This window comes from Gemmatimonadetes bacterium SCN 70-22 (assembly GCA_001724275.1).
Classification (GTDB): Bacteria; Gemmatimonadota; Gemmatimonadetes; order Gemmatimonadales; family Gemmatimonadaceae; genus SCN-70-22.
Map to the genome: position 1 here is coordinate 1 of MEDZ01000049.1, position 23036 is coordinate 23036.

Sequence of the window (23036 nt, forward strand, 5' to 3'; positions counted from 1 at the left end):
TTCCTGACGCGGGGGTACACGCAGCGGGTGGCGGACGTGGTGGGGGAGGGGGTGTTCGCGGAGGCGCACGAGAACATGGTGATGGTGCGGGACATCGAGCTGTACTCGCTGTGCGAACACCACATGCTCCCGTTTTTCGGGAAGGCGCACATCGCATACATCCCGAACGGGAAGATCGTCGGGCTGAGCAAGCTGCCGCGGATCGTCGACATGTTCGCCCGGCGGCTGCAGGTGCAAGAGCGGCTGACGGGAGAGATCGCCGAGGCGATTGCCGGGGTGCTGGCGCCGCACGGAGTGGGGGTGGTGGTGGAGGCGTACCACCTGTGCATGATGATGCGGGGGGTGGAGAAGCAGAACTCGAAGACGATCACCTCCGCATTGCTGGGCTGTTTCCGCGACGACGCCCGCACCCGCGCGGAGTTCTTGCGCCTGGCGGTGTCGTCGGACGGGTAGCAGTCCCCGCGGGCGCGCGGCGCCGTCAGTCCGCTGCCGCCGCCTCGAGCCGCGACCGTTCCGGCGCCTGGTCGCTCAGCATGGCACGGATCACCATGTCGGCCCCTCCCGCCTGCCGGATCTCCGACGGGGTGGCATGCAGGTAGCGCTGGCACGTGTTGCGGAAGGCGCTCCCCGATGGGAAGTGGAGCGCGAGGGCTACGCCGTCGGCGCTGCGATTCGGATCTTCCAGCATGTGGGCGGCCACCACGAGGCGCCCCCATGTGAGGAGGCGCTGCGGGGAGGGGAGCGTGGCGCGCTCCAGCTGCTTCGCCAGCATGCGGCGTGACAGCGCGACCGACCGGGCGAGTGATTCGGTAGTCAGTCGTGCGTGCGCCCGGGTCACGGCAACGAGCGCGGCGTCGCGGGCGGTCGGCCGTACGTGGGACAGGCGGTCCCGCACCAGGGTTGCGATACTCCGCGCCGCTGCGCGTTCGAGGATGTCGCTCATGACCGAGGGTTCGTCGTCGCGGTCGGCGATGACCAGCGCATCGACGCCGGCGCGGCCGGCGTCGAAGAGGTCGCGCGCGCGCTCCGGCGGACAGGCGACATAGGCAACGGTCGCCAAGCGGGGGAATCGCCGCTTGAGGTGCCGAAGCGGCTCGAGCGCCATCGCCCCAAAGGCGAAGAGGTCGAGCACCGCCAGGTACACCGGCTGCTCCTCGCAGGCGCGGGTCAGCGCCACCCAGTCGTCGCACACGGTGACCGTGTGACCTGAGCGGACGGCGCTTCGCAACCGCGCTTGGCGCGTGGGATTGGGGAGCAGTGCGGCAATGACGCTCAAGACGTTCCTCCTCACGTTGCGCGCGGCGCTTTGGAGGGGGACGCGCGACGGGCGCTCGCCGTCACGCGGCGGGCATTCGGTGCACCGTTGTGACGGAACGACGCCGCGGCGTGACGGTCAGCGAACGCCTCGTTACCGTAGTCTAGTCGAGGACGTCCTAGCAGACATCAGCAGGTGTCGCGCGTCGTCTCTCGTGCGCTTCAATCCATCTCAGGCCAGGATGATCGGGGGAATCGTGGCGTTCTCGAGCTGCAGGAACACATGGCGGAGGGAGAGTGGGCGGTCGCGCACGATTCCCATCGGCTTCACCCTGCTGGAGGTGGTCGTCGTGCTCACCATGGTCGGCATCATCGCCGCGATGGCGGTGCCCCGGATCAACTTCGAGCGCTACCGCGCCGACGCCGGGGTGCGAACGGTGCGCACTGTGCTGCAGGGGGCACAGCGCAACGCGATCATGCGCCAGACGAACATCGTAGTCGGATTCGACATGGCCGCCCGCCAGCTGCATATCATCGAGGACGCCAACAACAACTGCGCCCTCGATGGCGGGGAGCGGCACACGTCGCGCCCGCTCGACGAGGGGGTGAAGTTCGCCGTGCCGGCCAGCGGCTACGGCGCTCAGCCCTCGGCCGCCGTCACGGGCGCGAACCTCTGCGCGATCCTCGGATTCCCGGCCGTCTCGTTCCTCCGTGACGGCGCGGCGAGCAGTGATCTCGACGTGTACGTGACGTCCAGCCGTGGGGCGCAGCCCGATTTCCGCCTGGTGCGCCTGACGATGGCCACCGGGCGCGCCGATACCTACCGATTCAACGGCTCCTCCTGGATAAGGATGAACTGATGCACACCACCACCCACAGCATCCGTCGCGGCATCTCCCTCCTCGAGGTGATGGTCGCCCTCGTCATCCTCGGCACCTCGCTGCTCGGCATGGGCGAATATGGACGGCGCTTCGCCAGGGGCAACGCCAATGCGAGCATGCTCAACAACGCGCTCGACCTGGCGTCGGCGCGCGTCGAGCGCGTCAAGTCGGAGCGCAACTACACTAGCATGGACACCCTGATCACGACGGAATCGGCGATACCCGGTTACCCGAAGTACCAGCGTGTCACCGCCATCTCGCAGACGAAGAACGCGCAGTACGACTACAAGACCGTGACGGTGACGGTCACTCACCCCGCGATGGCGAATCCGGTCCGGAAGACGACCGCGATCGCCCGCTTCTAGGAGGGCCCGACGCCATGAGCCTTCTCGCGCGCCACCAACACCGAGCTCGCGTCGTCCGGGCGGGCTTCACGCTCGCCGAGCTGCTACTGACACTGACTCTCACCGTCGGCGTATTCGCCGCTGCCATCCCCTTCTTCACGATGCAACTGCGCCAGCTGCAACAGGATATCGGGCGATCCGACGCCCTGCAGACGGCGCGATTCGCCCAGAACACCGTCGACCGCGAGCTGCGCAATATCGGCATCGGGGTGCAGCCGATGGATCCCACGCAGGGGATTCCGCGCAACCAGCCGAAGATCGTGCAGGCGCACGCCTTTGCCGTCACCTTCAACACCGACCTGGTCGCTACCGACACCGGTGACGTGGAAGCCGTCTACGTCGACCCGAACGTCGCAAGCAACCTCACGATCGCCATGGACATCGGTGCGCCCGTCACCCTCCCGTACTCGTCGAAGACGTATCCGGACTTCACCTACCGCAAGGGAGATCGCTCGATGTCCCTGGCCGAGACCGTCAGCTACTGGGTGCAGACCGACTCGTCGGCGCCGAGCGGCTCGAACCTGTACGTGCTCTGGCGGCGCGTGAACGATGGCCCGGCCTCCGTGGTGGCGACAGAGATCCTGATTCCGTCGGGGCAGCCGTTCTTCAAGTACCAGCGGGTCATGGCGAACGGGGTCATCGACTCGATCCCCACGTCATCACTCCCCGTCTACTGGGATCAGACGGCGAGCATCGCCGACTCGATTCGCGCCATCGCCATCTCGGTCAGCGGTGTCTTCAACGGGCACGACCTGCAACACAAGGCGAAGAGCTTCGTGCGGACCGTCAACTCGCAGACGGCCCCCGCCAACATCGGATTGTCGCAACGCGGATCGTGCGGCGACATCCCGCTCAGCCCAGGTGCCCCCGTGGTCGCACTGGTGAACGTGGGTGGGGTCAATCGCTACCAGATGACCTGGACCGCATCGGCAGACGAGGCATCGGGAGAGCAGGACGTGGAACGGTACGTCGTCTTTCGCCACGTCGTCGGGCAACCGTGGGGTGAACCGCTGGACCAGATCGGCAAGTCCAATTCGCCGAGCTACATGTGGGAGGACTTCGACATCAACCCCGGGGTGACCTACGAGTACGGGGTGTCGGCCCAGGATTGTTCGCCCGCCAACTCGTCGATGCGCACCAGCGCGGCGATCACGCACTAGGAGGAAGAGCGATGGGACTGCGAATGTTGGCACACCGGAGGAAGCCGCGTGGGCGTCGAGGCTCGGCCCTGATGCTGGTGCTGGTCCTCACCTTCGCGTTAGGCGGCCTGGCGATCTCGGCGATCTACATGGCGGGGAGCACCACCATCCTTTCCAAGCTGTACGATCGCGAGCGCGATTATCGCTACGCTGCGGAGTGGGCGCTCGCCGTCGGCAAGGCACGGCTCACCACCGACACCGCCTTCGTCCTCCCCGATTCACTCTACAGGCAGGTACTCAACGGCGCGACGGTGAGTGACGCCGCGGGGCAGCCGATCCCCCGGGTCAAGGTGGACCTGTACGCCGGGATCGGCGGGAACTCGACCGGGCAGTACGGACGCTACGTGGAATTGGTGGCGGTGGCGTCCGACAGCAGCGGCGCGCGGCATGTGCGCCGCCTCGAGCTGCAGGCGGAGAACTTTGCCCGTTTCGCCATGTTCACCGACAGCTGGTCGGTGGGGTGCTACACCACCGGCGAGATCGTGCGGGGACGCGCGCACTCCAACGCCAACTGGCAGTCGTGCTCCGGTTCCCCGGGCCCGATCTACAGCGATACGGTGAGCGCCGTGACGACGGTGACCGGAGTCGCCCAATACCAGACGCCGGGGCATCGCGTTCCGAGTGCACAACGGATTCCCTTCCCAACCGTGACCAAGCTGGCGTGGATGCCGGGATACGCGAGTGCCGCGAACCTCGCTTACACCCCCCCGGCTCGGGTGGGGAGCACCGGGGGCTCGCGCATGGAGTTCGTGGCGGTCGACCTGGATGGTGACGGTACGCTCACCGGACCGGCCGAGGGGTACTTCCGCATCTTCCAGGCGCGCGCCGGCGCCGGCAGCAACCCGTGGCTCACGAGCAGCGGGAGCACTCCGTTTGTCACCGGTGGGACCGACACGCTCTTCGTTCGCGCCGGGACGGCGTCGAGCAGCAGCACGCTGTCCAGCTACCTGAACGGCGCCAATTCGGTGACCAAGAGCATGATTCAGCACCAATGCGGGGTCTTTTACATGATGGGAAGTCCGGCGCGCCCGCAGTTCATCCCGCTCGCCGTGCACGATACGCTCGACGTGCGCTACAAGTGGCTCATCGACACCCTGGCCATCCCGACGCTCGGGCGCCCGGGGACGCGGGCAAACGCGGTGAACTACCTGAAGCGAACGCAGCCCGGGACCAGCGGGTACGCCACCAACGCCGCCGCGCTACTCAAGAGCGGGAGTGCCTACACGACCGGGACGCCGCGCTGCTTCCCGGCAGGCGATCCCTACCTGATGCCGGTCGAGCGCCCCGGCGTGCTCTTCGCCTTTCCTGCGGCGACGGGGAATACGGTCGATGTACTCCCCCCCGAATCGCGCCACGGTGGCGAGGACACGACCTTCACCGCCGTCACCAAGACGGGTTCGTGGGTCACATGGCCGGGATATGCCGGAACGTTCTTCACTGCGGCAACCCGGCGTCAGGCGACCGAGGAACCGTACCTCTGGCCCGTGCATCGCACACAGAACCTTGGCTCGAAGGGCGTCATCTACGTCAACGGCGATATCTACCTGAGCGGGCAGTTCCGCGGCCGGGCGACGCTGTACGTGTCGGGCGACGTGGACCTCATCGACGACCTGACGTATGTGACCAATCCCGCGTCGCTGCCCATTTGCCAGAACCTCCTCGGGATCATCACCGGCAACAGTATCTGGATTGCCGACAATGCGATCAACCGCCCCCGGTATGTCGACGGCACGACCTCGAGCAGCGCCCGCTTCTTCGACGACAACCAGGACTACTTCCTGCATGCCGTCACCCTGTCGGGGGTGAGCGGGTCGAGCAGCGCGACCTTCGGAGTGGAGAACCTCAGTGCAGGCCCCAATGCCGGACGCCTCTGCACCCCGGTTCCCCCCTACAGCGCCCAAACGTCTGGAGGGTGCATCAACCAGGCGGGCGGGGTGATCGAGAAGCGCATCTCGGCGACCTTCGCCGGTGGCTACACTGGCTTCGCCGAAAACCGCGTGAAGGACGCCTGCCTCGACGTGGATTCGCCACCGTATTTCCCGCTCACCGGGCGCTATCTCGATAACGAGTTCTACGAGATCGACCCGGCCCAGTTCAATGCGATGGGAGTCGCGCAGTTCTATCGGAGGTTGCAAGCCGGGAACTGACGCGCAGAGACGAGGGCGGCGCCTCACGGCCCCGCCCTCGTCCTCTCGTCCTCTCGTCTTCTCGTCTTCTCGTCTTCTAGAAAAACGCCTGCTGCCCCTCGTCCCGCCTGCGCACCACATGGCAAGCGCGGCAGCGGGCTTCGTACGAGTCCGACGCCCCCACCATGATCACCGGCGAGTCCCACGCCGCCGGCTCTCCGTGAATGAGGCGCTGGTTGCGGCAGGCGGGGGCGCCGCACAACACGCAGATCGCGTGCAGCTTGTCGACCACCTCGGCGATGGCGAGGAGGCGCGGCATGGGGCCGAAGGGTTCGCCGCGAAAGTCCGTGTCGGTCCCGGCGAGGATTACCCGACGCCCGCGATTGGCCAGCGACGTGGCTACTTCGCAGATCCCTTCATCAAGGAACTGCGCCTCGTCGATGGCGACGACGTGCGCCATCGGGTCGATCCGCGCCGCAATCTGCGACGACGAATCGACCGGAATGGCGTCGACCGAGCGCCCATCGTGGCTCGACACGGCGAAGAGCCCCGCATAGCGGTCGTCCAGGTGCGACTTGAACACCTGGACCCGCTTGCGGGCGATCATTGCGCGCCGCACGCGGCGCATGAGTTCTTCCGTCTTGCCGCTGAACATCACCCCGGCGACCACCTCGATCCAGCCGCCGGTCAGCTGCAGCGTCGTCATCAATCCTCCGATCGGCGCCCACGCGCGTGGCGAAGGCGATCCCCGCGCTCGCTCCATTCGCGCGATTCGTGAATGGCGCGCGGTCCGCCCGGCTCATCCCGGTCGAAATTCCGCCGCGCGGGGGCGTCCCGAAAGCCACGCTCGCCTCCGCGCTCGCCACCACGCTCGCCACCACGCTCGTTTCCGCGGAACCCGCCGCGTTCGCCACCGCGGAACCCGCCACGTTCGCCTCCGCGGAAGCCGCCACGCTCGCCGCCACGGAAACCGCCACGTTCACCACCGCGAAACCCGCCACGTTCGCCACCGCGCTCACCACCGCGCTCACCACCGCGCTCACCACCGCGGAAGCCGCCGCGCTCACCGCCGCGCTCACCACCGCGGAAGCCGCCACGCTCACCACCACGCTCACCGTCGCGGAAGCCGCCGCGAGCCCCGCCGTGACCGGCCCCCCGGAAGCCGCCCCGCTCTCCCCGGTCGCCCCCGCGGAAGCCGCCCCGCTCTCCCCGGTCGCCTCCGCGGAAGCCGCGCCCCTCTCCACGATCGCCTCCCTCGCGCTCGGTGGGCCCGCGATCCTGGCGCGCCATCACCTGTCGACCACGGATCGTCTTTCCGGTGAGGGCGGCGATCACCTTTTCGGCGACGTCGCCGCCCACCTCGACGATGCTGAAGGTGTCGCGCAGCTCGATCTTCCCGATCTGCTCCGCCGAGAGCCCTGCCTCGCCAGTGATGGCGCCGACGAAGTCGCCCTTCCTGGCGCCGTCACGCTCCCCGACGTTGATGAACAGGCGCGTGAACGCCGTGCCGACGGGCGCAACGCGCTCCGCTGGCGGGGTGACGGCGGGCGCTTCCGCCGCCCTGGCCGGGCGCTTCGCCTTCGCACGTTCGCGCTCGACGTCGAGCATGCGCAACGCGGCGGCTGCCACTTCCACCGCATCGTGCTCCGCCAGCAGGGGCTCGATGGTCAACGTCTCGCGGTGCAGCGCGCGCGCGCGCATCACGGCGCGGAGCTCGTCGCGCAGCGCGTCTTCGGCGGCGTGCGCGGCCGCGGGGACGCCAGACATCGACAGGGGGGTCGCCCTCCCTCCCGCGAGGCGCAAGAATGCCGCGAGTTCGTCCGGTGCCACGAGGACCGCGGTCATCTGCGGCGTGGCGGACAGCAACTCCTGCAGTTCCTGCACCCCCGGCGGAGCGCCGAAGCAGATCACGAGCGGCTCGTGAGCGTCGATCCCCCCGGTGCGCATCCGAACGAGCGCATCGTCGGCGGCGTAGCCGATGCTGGCAAGCGCGCGCGCGGCGGTGGACTGGAACGGCTCGGGCACCAGGACGGTCGCGCGCGGCGGGTCGAAGCGGTCGAGCAGGCTCCGGATGGCCGTGGCACGCTCGCCTCGCGGACCGACCACGTAGTGAAGCGTGCCACCGGTGGCGGCCGGGGCCTCGTACGTGATGCGTCGCGCGCGGCGCATGTGCGCCTCGACGAAGGCGTTCACCTCATCGTCCACTTCGCGCGCGATGAGGATGCGTTCTGCGTCGCGCGGGATCTCGGCGAGGAGCGTCGCCATCGCTTCGCTCGCGGTCGCGAGGAGCTCATTGGCATCCACCAATGCGAGCGACGTGACTCCCTCGAGCTTGAGCGACGAACCGCGCACCAGCGCCAGCGCGTCGGCCGGCGTCGCCGCCACCGCGCGCGCTCCCGCGCTCACGCGTCGCGCGGCGCGTGCCGGCGCGGTGACCGGGACGAGGAGCGCCTCGCCTTGTGCGAGGGTCGGGTTCACCAGCCGCGCGATCCACGCCGCCGTCTCGGGGCTCGGCGTCAACACGAGCACCTGCACCTCGCCCACGTTCTCATCGGCCCGCATCACCTGGGGCGCTACCACGCCCGCCACGCGGGCATCTCCCGGCGGTAGCACGTGCACCACGTGCTGGCTCCTGGCCACGCCGCTCTCGTCCTGCTCCACAAGCCCTCTCTTGTCAATCGCGCACGTCGCGCGTGCGCTCGCATTGGTCCTGCATGATCGAGTAAGATACCTTGCTCCGCCCCTCCGGCATACCTCCGCCACGCATCCCGCTCCCCTGACGCCCCATCATGACCCTCGAATTCGTCCCGTCGCCCAACATCACCCAGCTGCGCGAGTCGGTCACCATCGCCGTCTCACAGCGCGCCAAGGCCCTCAAGGCGGAGGGACGGGCGATCATCGACCTGGGCGCCGGGGAGCCGGACTTCGACACGCCGGCGTTCATCCGCGAGGCGGGGAAGGCGGCCATCGATGCCGGCCACACGCACTACACGCCCACCGAGGGGATCCTCCCGCTGCGCGCCGCCATCGCCGACATGGCCCACGGGTACGGGGCGCTCGCCGCCCCCATCGCCCCCCAGGACGTCGTCGTCTCCAACGGGTCCAAGCAGTCGCTCTTCAATGCCTGCTTCTGCCTGTTTGGGCATGGCGACGAGGTGCTCATCCCCACCCCGTCCTGGACCTCGTACTACGAGATGGTGCAGCTGGCGGGCGCGACCCCGGTGTCGGTGCTGGGCGATCCCGCCAACGACCTCAAGGTGACGCCCGCCATGCTAAAGGCGGCGGCCACGCCGCGCACCCGCGGCGTGATGCTCAACTCGCCATGCAATCCCACCGGGGCCGTGTACACGGCGGCGGAGCTGGGCGAGCTCCTCGCCCTGTGTCACGCCCGCGGGTGGTGGGTGATCTGCGACGAGATCTACCGGCGGCTGAGCTACGAGCAGGAGGCGCCGAGCGCGCTGCAGGTCGCCCCGTCGCTCGAGAACCTGGTGGTGGTCGACGGCGTGGCGAAGGCGTACGCCATGACCGGGTGGCGAGTGGGATGGTCCATCGCCCCGCGCGCCGTGACGAAGGCGATGACGGCGTTCCAGTCGCATGCCACGTTCCACACGGCGTCGATCTCCCAGCACGCGGCCCTGGCGGCGCTCACCCGCCGCGACGAAGCCGACGCGGCGATCGCCGCGATGCTGGCGCAATACCGGGTGCGGCGCGACGCGGCGCGGCAGGTCTTCGCCGCTCATCCGGGGCTCCCGCTGATCAGGCCCGCCGGCGCCTTCTACTTCTACTTCGACGTGTCGGCGGCATTTCCGGATCACCCGGAGCCGGGGTCGGCATTCGCGGCGCGGCTCCTGGAGGAGCAGGGCGTGGCGGTGGTGCCGGGCGCGGCCTTCCAGACGCCCGCATGGGTGCGCATCTCGTACGCGGCGGCCGAACGGGACGTCGTGGCTGGGGTGACCCGGGCGGTCGGTCTCTGGAGCGACCTCAAGGGTTAGACATCTCCCCCGCTCACCCCGCCGTCGGCGTTTTCTCGGACTGTTCAGGGCGGGCGTCGCTCCTATTTTGTGAGGCCCGCTGGGCAGGACCGGAGGCACCGGCACCAGAGGAGGGGACGGTGAACATTCCAGTGCGCATCGAGAAATCGGCCGGCTCGCTCGCCGACGTGGAGTATCGTTGGGATTCCGACACCGACATCCTGACGGCGAGCGTTCGCCCCGCCGACAGCGGGGGGAGGGCGCGTGCGACCGAGCTCGAGCTGGAAGGCGACGATGGGTCGTGGCTCATCCTCGACGTGCGGGCGGGGCGCATCAGCGGCGTGGAGGTAGCCGTCTGGCCGAACGTGCGCACGCGCGCGGACCTGGCTCCGCCGTGTGCCGTGGAGGATGCGACCGTCATCGTCGGCGCCGTGGAGCGCGGCGTGCGCCCGGCGGTCGAGGTGGACACGTCGCTGGCGGCCGAGACCGATCACAGCGAGCAGACGATACATTTCCGGCTCGGCGCGCATCGCGAGACACGCACCGTGCGCATTGCCCGCGACATCCTGGTGGACATCGACCGCCGGGACCGGATCGCCGGGCTGTGGCTCCTCGGCGTTCCCCCCTGTCCCGACGAACCGTGATCACCACGATTGTCCTGATCAAGGCCGACCCGAAGCATATCCCCGAGACGGCACGCGCGATCGCCGGCATCGACGGCGTGCAGGAGGTGTACTCCGTGTCCGGCGAGTGGGACCTGGTCGCGATCGTGAAGGTCCCGGACTACGAGCAGATCGCCGAGGTGGTGACCGAGCGGTTCCCCGCCGTGTCGGGGATCCTGCGGACCCAGACGCTGACCGCGTTCCGCGCGTACTCCCGGGGCGACCTCGAGCAGGCGTGGGACATCGGCGTCGACTGACGGCGCGCAGCCTGCGTGACGCGTTAGGCGGGCTGGCGCGCACGGTGGCCCCCGCCGGAGCCACCCTCGAGGTGTCGCTCCCGGCGCAGGAGACGGGACGCACGCTGCAGGCCGCGCTCCTGGTGGACGGGGAGATGCGCGCGCGCGCGGTGTCCGCGATCGACGAGGCCGTCCCCGTCTTCGGCGCCTTCCTCGACGGAGTGCAGGACAGCCGGGTGGTGGCCTACGTGGGGTCGGTCCCGATCGTGCAGGGGCGGATGGGAGCGGTGATCCGCGCCCGTGCCGACCGCCGCCTGGCGACGTGGGGCGACGGCCCGCACCTGGACGAGGCGTTGTACCTCCCGCTCGCGCTCGTTCCCCGCGAGGTGGCCGATGCGCTCGAGACCACGGAGCGCCCGATCGTCGACACGACCGACGCGTCGCCCGGTGACGGGACGGCGCCGGAGGATTGCCATCCGCAGCAGTGGCTCCGCCGCGCGTTGCACCTGGTGCAGCGCGGACGGGAGGCGCTCGAGCGGGCGTTGGCCGAGGCGTGGTGCCGGCAGGGTGGGGCGGTGCCGCTCTACGTGGATGGCGGCCTCCCGTCGTCGGGTGTGGTGCTGGGGAGCACGTGCGCGGTCGGCGTGATCAAGTCGCACCACACGCTCTACGCCACCGGAAGCGCCCTGGCGACGGTCGCGACGTTAGGCATCGGCGAGCGTTCGAGCCCCTTCGTGGTCGAGACGCGGTGGCGCGAGCCGGTGGCGTCGTGGTACCTGCGCCTGCGTCGTCCCGAGGGGCACGACCCGTTCTGGGGGCTGGTGCGGATCGAGGTCCCGCTCGCGCTGCTGCTGGGCGAAGGGACCTCCCCCGACGCGTCGGCGGACCGGGTCTCGCGTTGGGTCGCGGCCGAGGCGTCGCCGCTTGCCCTCCCCGATGCGCGCTGGGACACGATGGCCTACGGCATCCGCGACTGCGAGGTGTTCCTCCGTGCGACGCTCGGGCGGGCGATGGCGTGAGGCCCGGGTGCCGGCGCCGGGACTCCCGGCGGCCGTGCGTCAGCGCGTTGCCGAGGTGCCCGTGATGGGGGTGATGGTGGCCGCGCGCTCGCGCCCGTTGTCGCGCAGGAGGTACGGGACCCGATCGGGGAAGCGCGCGATCAGCCGGGCGTTCTGCGTCCCCAGGTCGCGCACCACGAGGATGCCGCCGCCCAGCCCGTCCATGTTGTACAGGTAGAGGCGGTCGATCAGGATGTCGAGCCGCGGCACGCGCTCCCGGACGAAGACGAGGAGCTTGCCGCGCGTGCGTTGCAGCTGCTCGAGCGAGTCGTAGGCGGCAAAGCGCGCCGGGCTCCCCGTGTAGTCGCTGCGCATCCACGGCTCGGCCAGCTGGATCCGCTCCCACCGTCCGGGAATGTTGAGCAGGACGCTCCCCGCTACCGTGGCGGCCAGGAGTCCCGCGCCCACCCGGGGGCGCTGGCGCATCACCGCGACGCTCCCCGCCGCCACCCACGCCAGCAGGAAGGGGAAGTACTCGCTGTAGAACCGGATCGCCGACCCCCAGAAGAAGAAGTACAGCACCGGCAGGATGGCAAAGGCGGCGGCCGTCACCCAGCGCGGGCGATGACGGTGCGCGGCGAAGAGCACGAGGGCGGGGGCCAGCAGCGCGTACGGGAGGAAGCCGAGGTTGATGCTGGCGATGACCTGCAGCAGGTGGACCACCGCCAGGCGCGGCGTGAAGACGGTCGGGATCAACACCCGCTGCATCTGCTCGTCGAATCCGGTGAAGCCACGAGTGCCGAAGCCCAGGTTGTATCCCGTGCCGTGCAGGGCCTGGTAGCTCATCCGGAACGGGTCGCCGTTCGTGGCCCAGTTGTAGTACAGGAACCAGGCGGCCAGCGGGAGCGCCCCGACCACCACGGTGGCGGCGCAGCGGACCAGCTCGCGCACGGAAAGCCGTCGGCGCAGCACCATCCAGAGTCCGAGCGACGCGCCTAACGCCACCCCGGTCAGCGAGCGGACGGTGACGGAGAGGGCGATGACCGCTCCCGCGGCGAGCCATCGCCCGGTGCGTCCCCTTCCCGTCGCCGTCTCGCCCTCCAGGAGCCAGATGGCCGCCAGGGCCGTGCAGAGGATCGTCGCCGTGTGCGCCATGTACCCGGCGTGCAACACGAGGAACCAGGGCTGTATCACGAGGAGCGCACCCGCGAGCACCCCGGCGGCCCGCCCGTAGAGCAGCGTCCCGAGGCGATACGTCGCCCAGACCGACGCCGTCCCCAGGATCACCCCGCTCCACCACCGCAAGCCGATGAGGTCGAACAGGGCGAGGACGAGCGGCCACCCGGGGGTGTACTGCCCATACAGCCCGCCGCTCGGCGTCACGCCCAGCTTGCGCATCGAGAGGAACGGCACCAGGTCGCGATCGACGTGCCAGGCGAAGTCACGGTTCCACATCCACCGGCTCTGGAGGAGGTAGATGACCTCGTCGCTCACGATGGCGTGGCGGCCGACCGCGAGCCAGTGCGTCACGGCGATGACGACGACGCTCGTCCCCAGCAGCACCGGGAGCGCCCAGCGCGGCGGCTCCCACGCCGGTGCATCGCTCCCATCCGACGGATCGCGGGCACCAAGGAGCCAGAAGAAGATGGCCCACCCCATCAGCGTGGGGCCAACGGTCCCGAAGACCGCGGGGTTGCGCGGCTGGAGGTCGCCGAGGAGCGGGAAGGCCGCGGCCACCGCGACGGTGAGCGCCATCAGGAGGGGGATGCGCACGAGGTAGTGCCGCGTCAGCAGCTCGCGGCGCGCGCGCAGGATGCCGGCGGCCATGGCGGCGGCCAGCGTCGTCGCCAGCACCTCGAGCGTCACCCCGGCCGTGGGGAGGAACTCCATCGCGCTCGCCGCCAGCAGGGTGGGAATCGCGCACCACGCCAGGAGCCATGCGAGCGAAGGCCGCCATCTCGCCGACACGGATGACGCGGGTGACGCGGATGACGCGGGTGACGCGGGTGATGCGGGTGACGCGGATGACGCGGATGACGCGGATGACGCGGATGACGCGGACGTCGCAGACGTCTCGGGCAACGACGACAGTGAAGGCGAGTGGGGTACGTTGCCCGGCGACATGACACGCTGTACTCGGGACAGAGTCGCGGTTTCGCGGTATTTCGCCCACCAAGCGTCGCTGCGAAGGTAGAGCCGCGCAAGTGGGAGCTCCCTCGCGCCGGTGTGGGGTTGGGGAGGACGCCACGTCCCCGCGCCGCCGCCCATGCGCTACCTTTGCGGCGTCGCGGGAAGACCCGCGCGTCGTTTCCGATCCCCCCAATGCCCCACGCGCCGGACGCCCCCACCCTCGCCGAATCGCCGCGCCCTCTCGGACGGGTCGTGGCCACCGAGCGTCGCCCCAATACGCCCCACGAGTTCCACTTCTGGACGGCGCTCGATTCGCCGGTTGGCATCGGGACGATCGTGCGAGTCGAGGGGACGCACGCCATCGAGGGGCGCATCCCGCAGGTGTACGGGGTGGTGACCGACGGCATGAGCTACTCGGACCTCGCCTCGCCGCTGCACGACGTGATCGGCGCCGACGCCGACCCGGCGCGTGCCCGCCACGTGCCCACGGAGCGCGCCGAGATCCGGCTGTACACGGCGGCCGTGCTCCGGCACGTCCCCGACGAGCCGCTGCAGCCGGTGTCGATGGGCGAGGTGTACCTGGCCGACGATCGTGACATCGCGATCGCCTTGCGGATGGATGGCTACCTGCGGGAGGGGGCGAATACCGGGATCCCGGTCGGGATCTACCGCGCCGGCGGGATGGAATCGCCGGTGTATCTCGACGCCGACTTCCTCCTTGGCCCCGAGGCGGCACACCTGAACATCACCGGTGTCTCGGGACTGGCGACCAAGACGTCGGCCGTGGAGTGGCTCCTGGCATCGATCTTCGCCCACTTCCCGGCGCAGAAGGGATCGGTGGCGGCGGTCTGCTTCAACGTGAAGGGGCCCGACCTGTGCTTCCTCGACCAGCCCGCCTCGCTCGAGGCGCACGACCGTGCCCTCTACGAGCGGCTCGGCGTCCCGGCGGCCCCGTTCCCGGCGGTCCGGTACTTTGCGCCCTGGAAGGCCAAGGGGTTCGCGCTCAACACGCTCCGCTCCAACCCGGCGTTGCAGCACAACGTGGCGCCGCTCACGTGGGGGCTGCGCGAGGTGATGCAGTTCGCCGAGGTCCTCCTCAACAAGGAGGACATCGACGCCAAGGCCGATGCGCTCATCGACTTCGTGGCATCGCGGGTGGTGGACCAGCCGTTCAGCGACCCGTTGCTCGGGTCCCGGGCGTACGCGGTGCGCTCCTTCTCCGACCTGGACGCCTTCTTCCGCGACGTGATCGACGCCATGGAGGGGGCCAACCGGGAGCAATGGCGCACGCACCACGTGGCGACCATTCGCAAGGTGCGCAACCGGCTGGTGAACATCGCCACCCGGTGCGAGGGGTTGGTGACCAACGACGGGCACGCGTCGGACCTCCCCTTCGGGAGCTTCGAGGACCGGGCGGTGTATGTCATCGACATCGCCAACCTGGAGGAGGATGCGCAGGACCTCGTCTTCGCGCGCGTCGTCTCCAAGCTGCGCGACCACCTGGAGCGTCGCGCGCTGGGGGTCGATCACCTCGTGGTCTTCGTGGATGAGCTCAACAAGTACGCCCCGGGCGACGGTCCCGAGACCTACGTGCGCAAGATGCTCCTGGACATCGCCGAGCGCGGGCGATACCTGGGGCTCGTCCTCTTCAGTGCCCAGCAGTTCCGGTCGCAGGTGCACCGCCGGGTCGTGGGGAACTCGGCCACGGCCATCTACGGGCGCATGGATCCCGACGAGCTCGCGACCCCGGGGTATGCGGTGCTGGGGAGTGCGACCCGGACCAAGCTGGCGACGCTGGACAAGGGGCAGCTGATGGTGCGGCACCCGCACTTCGCCCACCCGGTCTTCGTCCGGTTCCCGCGCCCGGCGGTGCTGTCGGGGCGTGAGGGGGCGGAGCGCTTTCCGCCTGGCGAGGAGCCGACGCTGGCGGAGGCGGTGCTGCGCGGGTTGCGGTCGCTCGATCCGCAGCTGACCATGGCGTCGATCGGCGTCGTGTTCGAGGGGCTGTACGCGGACGACGAGATCCTGCGGGCGCGCGATCGCACGCTGCGCGAACGTCCGCGCGACGTGAAGGCGTTCTTCCTCTCGCAGTTTCGCTCGATCGTGGCGTCGCGCCAGGCGTCGCCGCCCCCCGTCCGGCCACTGCGGCAGACGCCGATCGGCGATCCCTACGGAAGCTCGTGATGCGACGGCGTGCTGGGGTCGTGTCCGGGTGGGTGGTGGCGTTGGCGTGTGCCGGGATCGTGCAGGTCGGCGCGGCGCAGGCCCCGGGGGTGTCGGGCGGGGCGTCGCCCCTCGTCTTGCAGCTGCGACCGCGCCCCGGCGACCTCCTGCGCCTGCGCCTCGACCAGACCATCGAGATGGGGGTGAGTGCGCGCGCCGGCGACGACACGTCGAAGGTCGACGTCACCTCGCTGGTGATGCTGGCGCGGCTCACGGTGGAGTCGGCCGACCTGGACGGGGCGACGGTGATGGCGGTGGCCGATTCGGTCCGGATCGAGAGCAGCGGCACTTACCAGTCCGACGTCCTCCGGCAGGCGGCGGCGCTCCAGGGGCAACGTTTCCGGTTCCGGGTTGCGCCCGACGGGGCGACCGCGGTGGCGGGGGGGGATGCCTGGGCGGGGCCAGCGGTGGGGACGCTCCTCTCCCAGCTCCCCGCCACCCTGCCGCGCGACCCCGTGGCGCCGGGCGCCACCTGGAACCGGTCGGTCGACATCCCTCTCGCGGCGACCCCCGACGGACGGGCGATGGCGACGCTCACGGCGACCTTCCGCTTCGACTCGCTGTCGCGATCGGGCGAGTTCGCGTACCTGTCCATGAAGGGACGGCTGGTACGGTCGGGGCCGATGCAGGGGGGGCCACGGGGGGGGAGCAACGGCGGTTTCGTGCAGACCTCGGGGAGCGTGAGCGGCCAGCTCCTCCTCGACCGGCGTCGCGGGTGGATTGCCGACGCCCGCACGCAGATCTCCCTCCGGTCGCTGGTGGCGGGGCGGGGGAAGGATGCCGCCCCGCTCCGCGTCCGGATGAAGATCACGCAGTGGATGCGGGTGATGTGACCCGCGGGGCGCCGCGGAACAGATGGCGTGGCGTGGGGCGGTAACACGCGGCCACCCGTATATTTCCGCGGCCCATGCGACTCGTCCATCTCTCCGACCTGCACCTCGGCTACCGCCAGTACCAGCGCCAGACGGCGGCCGGGATCAACCAGCGCGAGGCCGACGTGGCGGCGGTCTTTCGCGGGGTGATCGACCGCGTGATCGCGCTGGCGCCCGACGTGGTGGTGCTGGCCGGCGACATCTTCCACAACGTGCGCCCGCCGAACCCGGCGATCCTGCACGCGTTTGGACAGTTCTCGCGACTCACTCACTCGCTCCCGAAGACAATCGTCGTGATGATCGCGGGAAATCACGATGAGCCGCGGTCGAGCGATTCGGGCTGCATTCTTCGGCTGTTCACCGAGGTCGGCGTGGAAGTCGTGCACGGAGCGCAGCCTCGGCGGATTGTCCTTCCCGAGCGTGAGTTGGCTATCCTCGCCGTCCCTGATGCTGCTGCACGTGCGCCGGGACGCTTCCGGCCGGATGCGGCTTCGCGGTACAACGTACTCGTCGCACACGGAGGATTACCTGACGTGCTCCCTCCGTCCGCGCTGTCGGCGGAGCGGTCCGGTGCAACGCTCGACCCCGACAGTATCTCCTATCGCGAATGGACATACGTCGCCCTCGGTCATTATCACGTATTTCGCCAACTCGCGCCTAACGCGTGCTACTCAGGGTCCATAGAATATACGAGCCCGAATTCTTGGGGCGAACGCGATGAGGAGCGGCGGGCGAAACTGCCAGGCAAGGGCTTCGTCGAATACGACCTCTCCTCCGGCAAGCGCACCTTTCACCCGATCAAGGCAGCGCGTGATTGGATCGACTTGCGAAGGATTGAGGGCAAGGGTCTCTCCGCCGCCGACATCGAGGCCGCGCTCCGGGCCAACATCGCGCGCATCCCCGGCGGCATCGACGACAAGATCGTGCGCCAGGTGGTGCGCGACGTCCCGCGGCACGTGGCCCGCGAGATCGACCACCGCCTGCTGCGGGAGCTGAAGAAGCGCGCCCTGCACTTCCACCTCGATACCCGCCGCCCCGACATCCTCCGGGTCGCGGTGGGGCAGGGGGCGGCGGGGCGCCGCGCCTCGTTGATGGAGACGGTGCGCGACAAGCTGCGCGCACGCCCCCTCCCGGCCGGCATCGACCGCGATCGCCTGGTCGAGCGGGGGCTGCACTACCTCGCCGACGCGGAAGAGCGCGAGGGGGCCACGGCGACCGGGCTCGCCATCGCCGCGGAGCCCGACGCGTGAGGCTCAACTCCCTCCATCTCGTCAACTTCCGGCAGCACGCCGACACGCGCATCGAGTTCGACCTCGGGCTCACCGGGATCATCGGCCCGAACGGCGCGGGGAAGACGACACTCCTCGAGGCGATCGCCTGGGCGCTGTACGGCCAGCAGGCCGCACGCGGGACGCGCGACTCGATCCGCTTCGCGCGCGCGACGCCGCGCGCCCCGGTGCGCGTCGAGCTCGACTTCGAACTGGCGGGACACCGTTATCGCGTCGTGCGCGGGTTGACGAGCGCCGAGCTCTTCCTCGACGGCGCCGCCGAGCCGATCGCCAACTCGCTCACCGCGGTGACCGAGGTCCTGCAGCGCCGCCTGGGCATGACGCGCGCCGAGTTCTTCAACACCTACTTCACCGGCCAGAAGGAGCTCAACGTGATGGCGGCCATGGGGCCGTCGGAGCGGGCGCAGTTCCTCTCGCGGGTGCTGGGGTACGAGAAGCTGCGCGGGGCACAGGAGCTGGTGCGCGAGCAGCGCCGGCTGATCGTCGCCCAGCTCTCCGGGCTGCGGACCATGATGCCCGATCCCGAGGTGATCGCCCGCGCCCTGGCCGAAGCCCGCGCGCGCCGGCAGGCGGCGGAATTGCAGCTGTCGGCCTCCGACGCCCGCCTCAAGGAGGCCGGGCTGGCGCTCGGCGCCATGGCCCCCAGCTGGCAGGAGGCCCAGGCGGCGCGCGAGCGACTGCAGGAGCTGGTGGGCGAGCTGCGCGTGGTGGAGAACGACGAGGCGTCGCGCACGCGCGAGCTCGAGCGCCTCGACGCCGAGCTGGCGGAGGTCGCCGCCGCGCGCGGCGAGCTGGAGGCGCTCGCCGCCGAGCTGGCGCCGCTGGCCTCGGTGGCGGCCGAGTTCCGGCGCTTCGAGGAACTGGCCCGCGAGGAAGGGCGCCGGCAGACCCTGGTCGACGCGGAGCGCGCGCTGCGCGAGGAGCTGCAACGCCTGCGCGAACGCCGGGAGAAGCTCGTCCGCGCGCCGCAGCTCGAGGAGGAGGTCACCGAGTCGCTGGAGCGCAAGCGCCGGGAACTGGAGGAGGCGCTGGGACAGCTGGAGGCGCGGCGCACCGAATGGGTCCGCGACCGGCAGGAGGCCGAGACCAAGCGCGATGCGCTGCGGCGCCAGTACCAGGAGCTCAAGACGCAACGCGACCGGATCCTCGACCTGGGGGAGGATGGCGTCTGCCCCACGTGCACGCGCGTCCTCGGCGAGTCGTTCCGCACCGTGCTCGATGCGCTCGACGAGCAGCTGGAGACGATCACGGTCGATGGCCGCTACTACACCACGCGCCTCGAGCAGCTGGAGCAGATGCCCGACGACGTCCGGCAGCTGGACGAGCGCCGCCGTGAGCTGCAAACCGAGGTCGGGACGCTGGAGCGGCAGCTGGCCCGCGTGCAGGGGGCGGTGCAGGAGCTGGCGCAACTGGCACGCGACCTCGGGGGCAAGGAACGACGCCACGAGCAGCTGGGGCGCGAGCTGGCCGCCATCCCCACCGGGTACGACGGCGAGCGGCACGCCGTGCTGCGCCTCGAGGTCGACCGGCTCGCGCCGCTCAACGATCGCGCGACGCGGCTGAGCACCCTGCTGGAGCGCGAGCCGCGCCTGGCGGCGGCGCGCGTGTCGCTGCTCGGCGACGCGACGCGGCTGCGCGAGCGCGCCGTGGCGTTGCGGCGGGCCCGCGACGAGGTCGCCTTCTCGGAACAGGAGTACCTCGAGCTGCGCGAGCGCCAGGAGACGACGCTGGCCGAGGCGCGGGCGGCCGAGATCGCGGTGGCCAGCGCGCGCGCCGAGCTCCAATCCGCCACGGGAGCCCTGCAGCAGGCCGAGCGCGCACAGCAGGACTACGACCGCGCCCAGGTGGCGCACGAGGCGATGCAGGGGGAAAAACGGCTGCACGACGAGCTGGATCGCGCCTTCTCCGACCTGCGCACCGACCTCAACCACCAGCTGCGCCCGGAACTCTCCGAGCTCGCCAGCGCCTTCCTCGCCGAGCTGACCGATCACCGCTACACGGAACTCGAGCTCGACGACCAGTACAACGTCATCGTCCTCGAGGACGGCCAGCCGAAGCCGGTCATCTCCGGGGGCGAGGAAGACCTCGCCAACCTCGTGCTCCGGCTGGCGATCTCGCAGATGATCGCCGAACGCGCCGGACAGGCGTTCTCGCTGCTCGTCCTCGACGAGGTCTTCGGTTCGCTCGACGAGGTGCGCCGGCACAACGTGGTCGAGCTCCTGCGGCGGCTGCAGGATCGCTTCGAGCAGGTCGTCCTCATCACGCACATCGAGTCGGTGCGCGAGGGGCTGGATCGCGTCATCACGGTGGAGTACGACGAGGAGAGCGGGAGCGCGCGTGTGCGACAGCCGGAGCCCGACCTGGTCGGGGTGGGTGCCGGCCCCGACGCGGAGCTCCTCTCGCTGGAGGAGGCGGGAGAGGACGCATGACGACGAGCACGCCGTGGCGCTCGCTGCGGAACATCGAGGGGCCGTTCCCGGCGCGCCTGACCGACATCGACCCGCTCAACCGCGTCTTCAGCGATGCCTTCACGGAACGGTACCGTCGGGACGGCATGGTGGGCGTGCGGGTCCCCTACCTCAATCCGGCCATCTGGCGCTACGCCATCGAGGATGCCGACGGCGGGGCGATGCTGTGGCGCGACGAGCGCGACGAGATCGTCGCCTTCAACGTGGCGCACCACTCGGGGGTCGAGGGGTGGATGGGGCCCCTCGCCGTACGGCCGGAGTGGCAGGGGAGCGGGATCGGCAAGACCGTGGTGCAGGCCGGGATCGACTGGTTGCGCAAGCGCCGGGCGGCGGTGATCGGGCTGGAGACGATGCCGCGCACCATGGACAACATCGGCTTCTACTCCCGGCTCGGCTTCGTCCCGGGGCGCCTAACGATCACGCTCACCCTCGAGGCGGCCACGACCGACGGGGCCGTCCCGCTCCTCGGCGCGCTCCCCCCGCGCGAGCGCCGGGCCATGCTGGCGCGCTGCCGCGAGCTCACGGGGGCGTTGATGCCCGGCTACGACTTCACGCGCGAGCTCCAGCTCACCCTCGAGCTCGGACTCGGCGACGTGGTGCTGCGGCACGAGCGCGGCGAGCTCACCGGCTTCGCGCTCTTCCACGCGGCCCCGCTGGTGGAGGGGCGCGCGCGCGAGGAGCTGCGCGTCCTCAAGATGGTGCTCGCCCGCCAGGGCGACGTGTCGGCGATGGCGCCGCTCCTCGCCGCGGCGGCCCGTCTCTCGGGGACGCGCCGCGTCGCCGTGCGCATGCAGGGGGAATACGAGGAGGGCTACCGCGCCCTGATCGCCCTCGGGGCGCGTGTGCGCTGGACGGACCTGCGCATGGTCGTCGCCGGGGGCGAGGAACGGCGACCGCGCGAGGGGCTCGTGCTGAGCAACTGGGAGATCTGACGCGCCGAGCGGCGCCCCCCATCAGGGGACGATACAGAAGGCGCTGGTCCGTTACGCCATGTAACGTCCCTCAGTCGACCGGACGGGCGTCATGCGGTGGCGCGGTCACTTTCCGGGCTTCCGGGGCGCATCGCCGCCACGCGCTTCCGGTGTGCCACGCACCACGATGCGCCAGATGAGAAGGAAGACGCCCGCCGTGAGGAGCGCATGTATCCACCCCGGGGCGTCGGTGGTGAACGTCGCGAAGGCCCAGACGGCGAGCATGGCGATGGCGGCGATGATGCCGAGGTCCATGGTGAATTGACCGGTCAGAGGGCGCCCGGTACATTCCGGGCAGGAAGTACGAACACGGGACGGAGAGACAGACTTTTTGAGCCGATAAGCTCATCGAGGGGGTTCAACAAACGAGTCGACGTCATGCCCCAGTGCGGGGAAGGCGGCAAGCGCGGTGCGAATCTTATACCTATCGCTTGGGCTTCAAAAAAACCTCTTCGTTCCGACCTGGCGGGGCTCCATCGATCTCGATGGGGCCCCGTCTCGTTCCGGGGCCAGTTCCTGGGGCGAGGTGGCGGGAACAACGCGACGGGCGGCGGGCTTGTACAGGGGTGCGGGGCGTCCGACCGCGCCTCGCCGCCATGGATCCGTTGGCACGACCGCAACGCCCCTCCATTCGTCGGGAGAACCTACGGGGGCGCGTGGGTGCGCTCAAGCAGCGTCCCCCTCCACCGGAAGCCACCGCATGCCGATCGTCACGGTGACCCGGCGCCTGCGATTCAACGCGGCGCACCGGGTGCACAACCCTGCGCTGAGCGATGCCGAGAACGCGGCGCTGTTCGGCAAGTGCAACAACCCGAACTGGCACGGGCACAACTATGCCCTCGAGGTGTCGGTGGAAGGGGAGGTGGACCCCAGGACGGGGTACGTGGTCGACCTCGGGGCCCTGCGGGACCTCGTGGAGCGCGAGGTGGTCGGGAAGCTGGACCACCGGAACCTGAACCTCGACGTGGACTTCCTGCAGGGGGTGAACCCCACGTCGGAGAACCTCGTCGTCGCCATCTGGCGCGTGTTGCAGCCGCACGTGCGCCCTGGGCGCCTAACGAACCTGCGGCTCTGGGAGACCGAGAACAACCATGTCGACTACGACGGGCGCTGAGGCCGCCCCGGCGCGCGCGCGCGCGACCCAGCCGCTGGTGGTGCGGGCCGACCAGCTTGCCGGCGACGACGAGGCGCCGTCCGCGGACGCGCGCGGGCTCGAGTACGAGAACCTCGTGCGCCGGCAGCTGGAGCTGCTGGGCGAGGACCCGGGGCGGGAGGGGTTGGCGCGGACGCCGGTGCGGGTGGCGAAGGCGATGGCGTTCCTGACGCGGGGGTACACGCAGCGGGTGGCGGAC

General features: G+C 70.1%; 21 protein-coding genes and 1 pseudogene. 17 read left to right on the top strand and 5 right to left on the bottom strand.

Features of this window, described 5'->3' with window-relative positions; all coding sequences use genetic code 11:
* Window positions 1–453, top strand: a 453-nt coding sequence (locus tag ABS52_17275; protein ID ODT01107.1) for a GTP cyclohydrolase I FolE, incomplete at its 5' end; no start/stop codon positions are given.
* Between the two features lie 25 nt (window positions 454–478).
* Here the strand turns inward: ABS52_17275 and ABS52_17280 are convergent.
* Window positions 479–1192 (bottom strand): hypothetical protein, encoded by a 714-nt coding sequence (locus ABS52_17280; protein ID ODT01108.1) that lies wholly within the window; start codon window positions 1190–1192, stop codon window positions 479–481.
* 304 nt (window positions 1193–1496) lie between these two features.
* Between ABS52_17280 and ABS52_17285 the strand changes: the two genes are divergently transcribed.
* From ABS52_17285 to ABS52_17300, 4 genes are all read left to right on the top strand, one after another.
* Window positions 1497–2114, top strand: a complete 618-nt coding sequence (locus ABS52_17285) for a hypothetical protein (protein ID ODT01109.1) — start codon at window positions 1497–1499, stop codon at window positions 2112–2114.
* A complete protein-coding gene (locus tag ABS52_17290; GenBank protein ODT01110.1) occupies window positions 2114–2500 on the top strand; it encodes a hypothetical protein in 387 nt (128 codons plus the stop codon). The genes ABS52_17285 and ABS52_17290 overlap by 1 nt, the downstream gene beginning before the upstream one ends.
* Window positions 2501–2514: 14 nt before the next feature.
* The gene (locus ABS52_17295; GenBank protein ID ODT01111.1) at window positions 2515–3699 is read left to right on the top strand and encodes a hypothetical protein; all 1185 of its coding nucleotides are present in this window, start codon (window positions 2515–2517) and stop codon (window positions 3697–3699) included.
* A gap of 71 nt (window positions 3700–3770) precedes the next feature.
* Entirely contained in the window at window positions 3771–5885 is a 2115-nt protein-coding gene (locus ABS52_17300; GenBank protein ODT01112.1) for a hypothetical protein, read from the top strand.
* 76 nt (window positions 5886–5961) lie between these two features.
* Here ABS52_17300 and ABS52_17305 read toward each other — a convergent pair whose 3' ends face one another.
* Entirely contained in the window at window positions 5962–6570 is a 609-nt protein-coding gene (locus tag ABS52_17305; protein ODT01113.1) for a thymidine kinase, read from the bottom strand.
* Window positions 6570–8525: a hypothetical protein gene (locus ABS52_17310; protein ID ODT01114.1), complete on the bottom strand. Its 1956-nt coding sequence runs from the start codon at window positions 8523–8525 to the stop codon at window positions 6570–6572. The genes ABS52_17305 and ABS52_17310 overlap by 1 nt, the downstream gene beginning before the upstream one ends.
* Window positions 8526–8653: 128 nt before the next feature.
* On the opposite strand from ABS52_17310, the gene ABS52_17315 reads away from it, so the two are divergent.
* The 4 genes from ABS52_17315 to ABS52_17330 all read left to right on the top strand — a co-directional run bounded on the left by ABS52_17315 (window position 8654) and on the right by ABS52_17330 (window position 11752).
* The gene (locus tag ABS52_17315; protein ODT01115.1) at window positions 8654–9856 is read left to right on the top strand and encodes a hypothetical protein; all 1203 of its coding nucleotides are present in this window, start codon (window positions 8654–8656) and stop codon (window positions 9854–9856) included.
* Window positions 9857–9987: 131 nt separating this feature from the next.
* Window positions 9988–10479, top strand: coding sequence for a hypothetical protein (locus tag ABS52_17320; GenBank protein ODT01116.1), 492 nt, complete (start codon window positions 9988–9990; stop codon window positions 10477–10479).
* Window positions 10476–10754: an AsnC family transcriptional regulator gene (locus ABS52_17325; protein ODT01117.1), complete on the top strand. Its 279-nt coding sequence runs from the start codon at window positions 10476–10478 to the stop codon at window positions 10752–10754. The genes ABS52_17320 and ABS52_17325 overlap by 4 nt, the downstream gene beginning before the upstream one ends.
* Complete coding sequence (locus ABS52_17330) at window positions 10733–11752, top strand: hypothetical protein (protein ODT01118.1); 1020 nt, start codon at window positions 10733–10735, stop codon at window positions 11750–11752. The genes ABS52_17325 and ABS52_17330 overlap by 22 nt, the downstream gene beginning before the upstream one ends.
* 39 nt (window positions 11753–11791) lie before the next feature.
* Here ABS52_17330 and ABS52_17335 read toward each other — a convergent pair whose 3' ends face one another.
* On the bottom strand, window positions 11792–13621 hold the full coding sequence (locus tag ABS52_17335) for a hypothetical protein (protein ID ODT01119.1): 1830 nt from the start codon (window positions 13619–13621) through the stop codon (window positions 11792–11794).
* Window positions 13622–13640: 19 nt separating this feature from the next.
* Here ABS52_17335 and ABS52_17340 point away from each other — a divergent pair, with 19 nt between their 5' ends.
* From ABS52_17340 to ABS52_17365, 6 genes are all read left to right on the top strand, one after another.
* Window positions 13641–13925: a hypothetical protein gene (locus ABS52_17340; protein ODT01120.1), complete on the top strand. Its 285-nt coding sequence runs from the start codon at window positions 13641–13643 to the stop codon at window positions 13923–13925.
* 128 nt (window positions 13926–14053) lie between these two features.
* Window positions 14054–16045, top strand: a complete 1992-nt coding sequence (locus ABS52_17345; GenBank protein ODT01121.1) for a hypothetical protein — start codon at window positions 14054–14056, stop codon at window positions 16043–16045.
* A complete protein-coding gene (locus ABS52_17350; protein ODT01122.1) occupies window positions 16045–16917 on the top strand; it encodes a hypothetical protein in 873 nt (290 codons plus the stop codon). The genes ABS52_17345 and ABS52_17350 overlap by 1 nt, the downstream gene beginning before the upstream one ends.
* Window positions 16918–16991: 74 nt before the next feature.
* Window positions 16992–18206 carry a hypothetical protein gene (locus ABS52_17355; GenBank protein ID ODT01123.1) on the top strand — a complete coding sequence of 405 codons (1215 nt, stop codon included), beginning with the start codon at window positions 16992–16994 and terminating at the stop codon, window positions 18204–18206.
* Window positions 18203–20674 carry a hypothetical protein gene (locus tag ABS52_17360; GenBank protein ODT01124.1) on the top strand — a complete coding sequence of 824 codons (2472 nt, stop codon included), beginning with the start codon at window positions 18203–18205 and terminating at the stop codon, window positions 20672–20674. Before ABS52_17355 ends, ABS52_17360 begins: the two co-directional genes overlap by 4 nt.
* On the top strand, window positions 20671–21645 hold the full coding sequence (locus tag ABS52_17365) for a hypothetical protein (protein ID ODT01125.1): 975 nt from the start codon (window positions 20671–20673) through the stop codon (window positions 21643–21645). The genes ABS52_17360 and ABS52_17365 overlap by 4 nt, the downstream gene beginning before the upstream one ends.
* Before the next feature lie 105 nt (window positions 21646–21750).
* On the opposite strand, the gene ABS52_17370 is transcribed toward ABS52_17365, so the two are convergent.
* A complete protein-coding gene (locus ABS52_17370; GenBank protein ID ODT01126.1) occupies window positions 21751–21939 on the bottom strand; it encodes a hypothetical protein in 189 nt (62 codons plus the stop codon).
* A gap of 445 nt (window positions 21940–22384) precedes the next feature.
* On the opposite strand from ABS52_17370, the gene ABS52_17375 reads away from it, so the two are divergent.
* Together ABS52_17375 and ABS52_17380 are read left to right on the top strand one after the other, a co-directional pair.
* Window positions 22385–22798, top strand: coding sequence for a 6-pyruvoyl tetrahydrobiopterin synthase (locus ABS52_17375; protein ODT01127.1), 414 nt, complete (start codon window positions 22385–22387; stop codon window positions 22796–22798).
* Window positions 22776–23036, top strand: a pseudogene (locus tag ABS52_17380) (hypothetical protein). Before ABS52_17375 ends, ABS52_17380 begins: the two are co-directional and overlap by 23 nt.